The sequence below is a fragment of the Bradyrhizobium huanghuaihaiense genome, from assembly GCF_007830635.1.
In the GTDB taxonomy this organism is placed as follows: Bacteria; Pseudomonadota; Alphaproteobacteria; order Rhizobiales; family Xanthobacteraceae; genus Bradyrhizobium; species Bradyrhizobium huanghuaihaiense.
Window position 1 is genome coordinate 21087 of the sequence record NZ_VLLA01000050.1, and the last position, 6000, is coordinate 27086.

The following is a 6000-nucleotide window of genomic DNA, read 5'->3' on the forward strand; positions in this document are numbered from 1 at the left end:
TTAGTCGGTGACGAGGAGTTCCGCAGGGCGCTTGCGGAGGCAATCGCCACCCCTCGAGCGGTAACAGAGCGGTACGGCATCAATGTGGATCCAATGGAGGTGCTGCCGCTCTGGCGCGGTGGCTACCAACAATACCGCTTCAAGCCGGAGTCTGCGCCGTGGCCGCTGGCTGTGATGTGGGATGAGTATCTCCGCGAGATGATGCGTCATCGCGACCTCTTGCGCGACGAAGGCGAGATGTCGACGATCAATCCTCGCTTTCATGCTTGGCGCGAGCGGCAAATCCGGCGCTGCAATGACCAATTGGGCGTGTCGGCGGCGTCGCTCACGCACCCCATAATCGCTTTCGAGCTAAGCGAAGGCTGCAGCGTCGGTTGTTGGTTCTGTGGCCTCTCGGCCGATCGCTTTACAGGCTATTACGACATAGCAAAGAGCATGCAGCGCTTTGGCGGGGCGTGGTTGGTGTCGCGAGCGAAATGTTTGGTTCTGCAGTCCGCACGGGCTTCTGCTACTGGGCCACAGATCCTATGGACAACCCACACTACGATCGCTTTCTGTTCGACTACTATCAGATTACGGGCGCGTTACCGCAAACAACAACCGCAGCCCCACTCAAGGATCCGGCACTCACCAGGCACGTGCTCGGGCTCTTCAATCTATATCGCACGACGACGAATCGTTTCTCCGTGCTGAGCAGGGCCCATCTTAATCAGGTTCACACGGCCTTTTCGCCTGAGGAGTTGCTAGGAGTCGAACTCATCCTGCAGGGCAAGGAGGCGCAGACAGCAAAGGCCATGGTCGGGCGCGCGCGCGAGCGGAAGGAGAAGCGCAGGGGCGCTAACAAGGACGGTGCAATCGCCTTTCTGGAACGCAATCACACGACGATCGCCTGCGTTTCCGGCTTCCTCGTAAATATGCGGCAGGGGCGTTTACGACTGGTGACGCCGGTGCCGGGTAGCGATCGCTGGCCTCTCGGGTACCCGCATTCTGGGTGAACGCTTCTTCAGCACGCCTGACGGTTTCCGGGGCGGGCTGCAGAGCATGATCGAACAGTATATGCTCGAGAGCCCAGCCCATGACCTGCCGATCCGCTTCCGCAGGGACCTGCAATATAAGGCAGGGAACCGGTGCTTTCATCTTCGCTCACGCAACATGGAACACCGCGTGCTCGACGACATCGCCCCGATTTCCGTTGGCCCTTTGATCGCGGACGGCAACTGCACAATGTCGGAGCTGGTTATTCGGGTCGCAGCTGACGGAACAACCCTCCTTGGGGTCGCCGACTTGCTCGATCAGTTGTACATGACCGGGCTGATCGAAGAAGACCTCGACGACTGCTTCATCTGGCAGACCGGTGACTGGACGACGAGGCGCATCGAAGGAGTCAAACACGCGTCCTCCCATACGGGTGCAGATTGTGCCGATTCGCATTGAGGCACTACTTAGCCTCAAGCGACAGCAGCATCCCACCATCCAGCAGTGCTGAGCGCGATGACATGCCGCTCCGCATCCACGGTCCCTGGCTTCGTGGCGTGCACAACCGGCGTGACAAAAGAAGACCAGCGGGGTTCCGCGCTTGCGGCTTCGAGCCAAGCCCTCATTTCGGGCATCAGCGGTGCACGACTGGGACGCACGCGGTTAAGTCGAGAATGGCTTGCCCCGCCCAGTGGTCAATCAAATGGTTCTGCCAGACGACGGTGCCGCTGGTTCCGGAGAGGTCGTGGCTTTTCGTGGCGCGCCACTGCAACTTGCACTGGCGGTGATCCCTGCTAGCGGACGACGACGCGCCTGAAACTTTGATAGGTCCATGTGAATGACGACGTCAGTCCGTTCATCAATGATGAAAAACAGCGAGTCTCACTCGAGGGTGGCGCCGCTAAATACCAGAGCGGAGCCGCGTGCAGGCAATTATTCCCCGTTCGGCTCCAGCACTCTCTGCTTGCTCATGCCGTCCAGTCGCCGGGCAACGAACGTGACGCGGAAATCGTGGCTCGAAGCGGGCTGCCCACTAGCCGAATTAGCGACTTCATGTTCACGGCTCCGGTCAGGAGTCGCGCAGAATTCACTTTGCCGTCCGGCGCATGAGACTATGGCATGGCGAACGCACCTGTGCGCACATCATGAATAACGTGGAATGATTATGAGTATCGCTGTGCCAATCGTCCTAGTCAACATGCCTGTGTCGGCAGTCGAAAGGCCGTCACTGGCGCTTGGTCTGCTGAAATCAGCGCTGACCCAGGCTGGACTGCAATCCACCATAGCATATGCCAACATCTGGTTTCTAGAATACATAGGCATCGCCGACTATGGACCTCTTGAGAATTGCCCGCCAGAGGAGGCACTGGTTGATTGGCTGTTCGCGGGCATTGCTTTTCCCGGCTTCGAACCCGAACAAAACGCCTTCCTCGACCTCTATTTCGAGCGCAACCCGATACACGCAGGCAAAGGTATGGCCGAGCGTCGCGCGAATTTCCTTAGGCTGCGCTCGCTCATCGGCGGGTTTATCGACTGGACGGCTGACAAGATATTGGCGAAGCGGCCGGCTATGGTCGGGTGCAGCTCGACCTTCACCCAGCATGTCCCCTCGCTCGCGTTGCTGCGCCGGCTGAGCGAGCGCTCACTTGATCTTGTCACCCTCATGGGTGGAGCGAACTGCGAGTCGGTAATGGGGCGCAGCACTCACGCGCGTTTCCCATGGGTCGACTATGTCGTGTCGGGCGAGGCCGACGCACTGATCGGCCCGCTGTGTTGGGACATCCTAAATCGCGGCAGAGACATCCCGCCTGCTGACCTGCCATTTGGCGTTTTCGGCCCGACGCATCGCGAGGCCGGCTATCCCGCGGCGTCGACGCGCGACTTAGTGCCCCGCGCCGTGATCGAGAACATGCGTGACCTGCCGCTGCCGGATTTCTCGGACTATTTTGCGGAGGTTGAGGCGTCGCTCTACGCCGACCGCATCCATGCTGGGCTGCCGATGGAGTTCTCTCGCGGCTGCTGGTGGGGCGAGCGCAGTCATTGCCTGTTTTGCGGGCTGAACGGCGGATCGATGACCTACCGCCAGAAGCCCGCGGGGCAGGCCGCAGCGGAGATGATTGAGATGTCGGCGCGCTACGGCTCGTCGCGCATCGAAGCTGTAGACAATATTATGGCCATTGACTACCTTGAAAAGGCGCTCCCTCACCTCACCGCGCTACCCGAGAAGCTCGCGATCTTCTTTGAGGTCAAAGCCAACCTGAAGCGCCACGAAGTGGAAAAGCTGGCTGCCGCCGGCGTCCGCTGGATTCAACCGGGTATTGAGAGCCTGGATACTCGTGTTTTGAAGCTGATGCGCAAAGGAACGACCTCAGCGCACAATGTTCAGCTGTTGAAGTGGTGCCGTCAGTACGGCGTGCGGGTCAGTTGGAGTTTATTGTGGGGCTTTCCCGGCGAGTGTGATGCATGGTATGCGGAAATGGCCTCTTGGTTGCCGTTGCTGCATCATCTGCAGCCGGGACCTGCGGTACGCTTGCGATACCAGCGCTACAGCCCCTATCATTACACAGCTGAGAAACATGGACTGAAGCTGCTCCCGGCCGCCCCCTATCGCTACGTGTATCCGCTGTCGGAGCGCGATCTCTCGGAACAGGTATACTACTTCGAAGACAGCGAAGACCACGATGTCGGCGGCCATTTCACACCGCGCGACGAAAACCGCCCGGGGCTAAATGCCGTCGCCAAGGGCATCGATGCCTGGCTGAAAGCCTGGAGGGGGCCGACTTTCTCTATGCTGTCGATGCAGGACAACGGCGACGAAATCATAGTCGAGGACACGCGAGCCATAGCAATCGAGCGCGAACACCGCGTCAGAGGCCTCGAGCGAGAAATTCTTCTGGCCGCGGACGAAGGCTCGCCTGAAACTCGCCTGTGCGATCGGCCGGGCGCGGCGAATGTAATGCAGGGCGAGATTGATGAGGCGATAGCTAACATGATCGCCCGCAAACTGATCGTACGGCTTGACGCGCGGCTGGTTGGGCTCGCGTTATGGCATCCATATACGCCAATCCTTCCCCTGACTGCGTTCCCTGGTGGCTATCTCGACCGACGCTCCACGCCAGTGGCCCTCCCGCGCGAATAAGGAAAACTGCGGTGTGCACTTCGCAGGGCCACACCCCTCGCCTGTCTCCTTTGCTTGGCGCTCGCGCCAGCCTTGTCATTTTTTTCGCCCGCGTCGTTGAGCACAATCAACGGCGTCGAGCCCAAAGCTCCAACATATATGGTTTGAGATATTTGGCCGAAGCGGCGGCGATAATCGCGCCAACCCTAGTGGAGCCGATGAAGTTTATGCGGCGTTCGTTCCGCATTAGATAGCTTAAATATGCGCTACGAACTGCATCGCTCGATTTTCGTAGACTACTTCATCGGGCGAAAAGGAGAAACCGCATCGAACTTCAACTGTTTGACACAGGTTGCAGCTGCCAAAGCGTCGTGTAGTTTATCGGTTCGATCATCGGCTGTAATCGATCCAACTGCTTCGCCGCGTCCAGATCGACACATAGACTTACATTCGTGAGCGACGATGTCGTCACGACTGCACCATCATAAAATGCAGGCAACCCGCGCATCGTTTCGATGCCGGGGCGAATCCCCTTATCGTCCTCGATCATCATTTGCCGCATTTCCAAATTTATCCGGCGGACATCGAAGAATAGAGCCCCTCACGATTCACTGCATCTCCCTTAAGCTGTAAAACGATATGATGAACCGGTCCACGATTGCTATGCCGACGCGTAGGGTCAGGGCCTCGCTCGGCCGCGAAGCTTCTCGTCGGGCTGGTCAACGCTGGATTTGGAGTGCCTGTCAGGTTCCATGGCTCGATTGTTCTGATCCTCACCAGTTGTCCGTGAACAAGCCTCCAAGCACTTGATTGAGAGTCTGTTTTCCGGTTGCGGCGGCATTTGAGATTGCAGGGGATTGGGGCTTCACAGCAAAAACCTGCAATTTCGATTTTGGATTTCCCTGCCGCTGCGAACCGTGATTCTGTGCTGCATCGGAGGGACCGATGCGACCAAAGAAGCACAGGACGACAGGCTCGAACGATCTGTTCCGGTCCCGGCTGGACCAGATCATCAACATGCGACACGAGCTGGTTCTGCTCGCCGGCAGGGTCGATTGGGACTGGATCGACGGCGAGATCGCGCCGCTCTACAGCGACAACGGCAGGCCGGGTATCGCGACCCGCTTCATGATCGGATTGCTGCTGCTCAAGCACATCTACGAGGGGGTGTGCGAGCGCTGGGTCCACGATCCGTACTTCCAGTTCTTCACCGGCGAAGAGTTTTTCCAGCACGTTTTCCCGCATGAGCGCTCAGACCTGAGCCACTGGCGCAAGCGGCTCGGCGACAAGCTGGAGCGGTTGTTGGCCGAGAGCCTTCGCGTGGCGCACGCGAGCGGTGCGTTGCGCAGCCAGGACCTCAAGCGGGTTACGGTCGACACCACGGTGCAGCCGAAGGCCATCACCTTTCCGACCGATGCCAAGCTGCTGCATGCGGCCATCAAGGGGCTCAACCGCCTGGCGATCAGGCACGGCGTCAGGCTGCGGCAATCCTATGCTCGCATCGCCAAGGCCGCCGCGATGATGGCCGGCCGCTACGCCCATGCCAAACAGTTCAGGCGGCATCAGCGGCAGTTGCGTATCCTGCGTAGCCGGCTGGGCCGGATCATCCGCGACATTCGCCGCAAGACCGAGGGCCAGGCCGCATTGGAGGGGGCATTCGCCCTGCCGCTGAGCCGAGCCACCCAGATCGGCTCGCAGCAGCAGCGCCAGCGCGGCTGGAAGTTGTATTCCTTCCATGCTCCGGAGGTCGAGTGCATCGGCAAGGGCAAGGCCGCCGCGCCCTATGAGTTCTGCGTGAAGGCCTCCATCGTCACCAACAACCAAAGAGCTCCGGGCGGCTTGTTCGTGCTCCACGCCTGCTCGCTGCCGGACAACCCCTACGACGGTCACACCCTTCGCAACGTCAT

At 59.5% G+C, this 6000-nt stretch carries 5 protein-coding genes and 1 pseudogene; 4 read left to right on the forward strand and 2 right to left on the reverse strand.

Translation table 11 applies throughout. From position 1 onward, the window contains the following. Positions 1 to 527 precede the first annotated feature (527 nt). The 3 genes from IQ16_RS46195 (at position 528) to IQ16_RS42495 (ending at position 4114) form a co-directional block, all read left to right on the forward strand. On the forward strand, positions 528 to 995 hold the full coding sequence (locus IQ16_RS46195; protein ID WP_026312699.1) for a hypothetical protein: 468 nt from the start codon (positions 528 to 530) through the stop codon (positions 993 to 995). Positions 996 to 1041: 46 nt separating this feature from the next. Beyond that, on the forward strand, positions 1042 to 1434 hold the full coding sequence (locus IQ16_RS42490; protein ID WP_011084778.1) for a hypothetical protein: 393 nt from the start codon (positions 1042 to 1044) through the stop codon (positions 1432 to 1434). Positions 1435 to 2134: 700 nt separating this feature from the next. After that, a complete protein-coding gene (locus tag IQ16_RS42495) occupies positions 2135 to 4114 on the forward strand; it encodes a RiPP maturation radical SAM C-methyltransferase (protein WP_011084777.1) in 1980 nt (659 codons plus the stop codon). 89 nt (positions 4115 to 4203) lie between these two features. Here the strand turns inward: IQ16_RS42495 and IQ16_RS47085 are convergent. Both IQ16_RS47085 and IQ16_RS42505 read right to left on the reverse strand, forming a co-directional pair. Next, positions 4204 to 4328, reverse strand: a pseudogene (locus IQ16_RS47085) (aldehyde dehydrogenase family protein); the annotation flags it as partial. 99 nt (positions 4329 to 4427) lie between these two features. Next, entirely contained in the window at positions 4428 to 4646 is a 219-nt protein-coding gene (locus tag IQ16_RS42505) for a hypothetical protein (protein WP_223153707.1), read from the reverse strand. A 392-nt stretch (positions 4647 to 5038) separates the two neighbouring features. Here IQ16_RS42505 and IQ16_RS42515 point away from each other — a divergent pair. After that, on the forward strand, positions 5039 to 6000 hold a 962-nt coding region (locus tag IQ16_RS42515), incomplete at its 3' end, for an IS5 family transposase (protein WP_145832208.1).

Excerpts from the sequence above, each read along its gene's own strand:
- IQ16_RS46195 (WP_026312699.1), top strand. The coding sequence starts at position 528 with ATGGACAACCCACACTACGATCGCTTTCTGTTCGACTACTATCAGATT.
- IQ16_RS42490 (WP_011084778.1), top strand. The coding sequence starts at position 1,042 with ATGATCGAACAGTATATGCTCGAGAGCCCAGCCCATGACCTGCCGATC.
- IQ16_RS42495 (WP_011084777.1), top strand. The coding sequence starts at position 2,135 with ATGATTATGAGTATCGCTGTGCCAATCGTCCTAGTCAACATGCCTGTG.
- IQ16_RS42505 (WP_223153707.1), bottom strand. The coding sequence starts at position 4,646 with ATGATGATCGAGGACGATAAGGGGATTCGCCCCGGCATCGAAACGATG.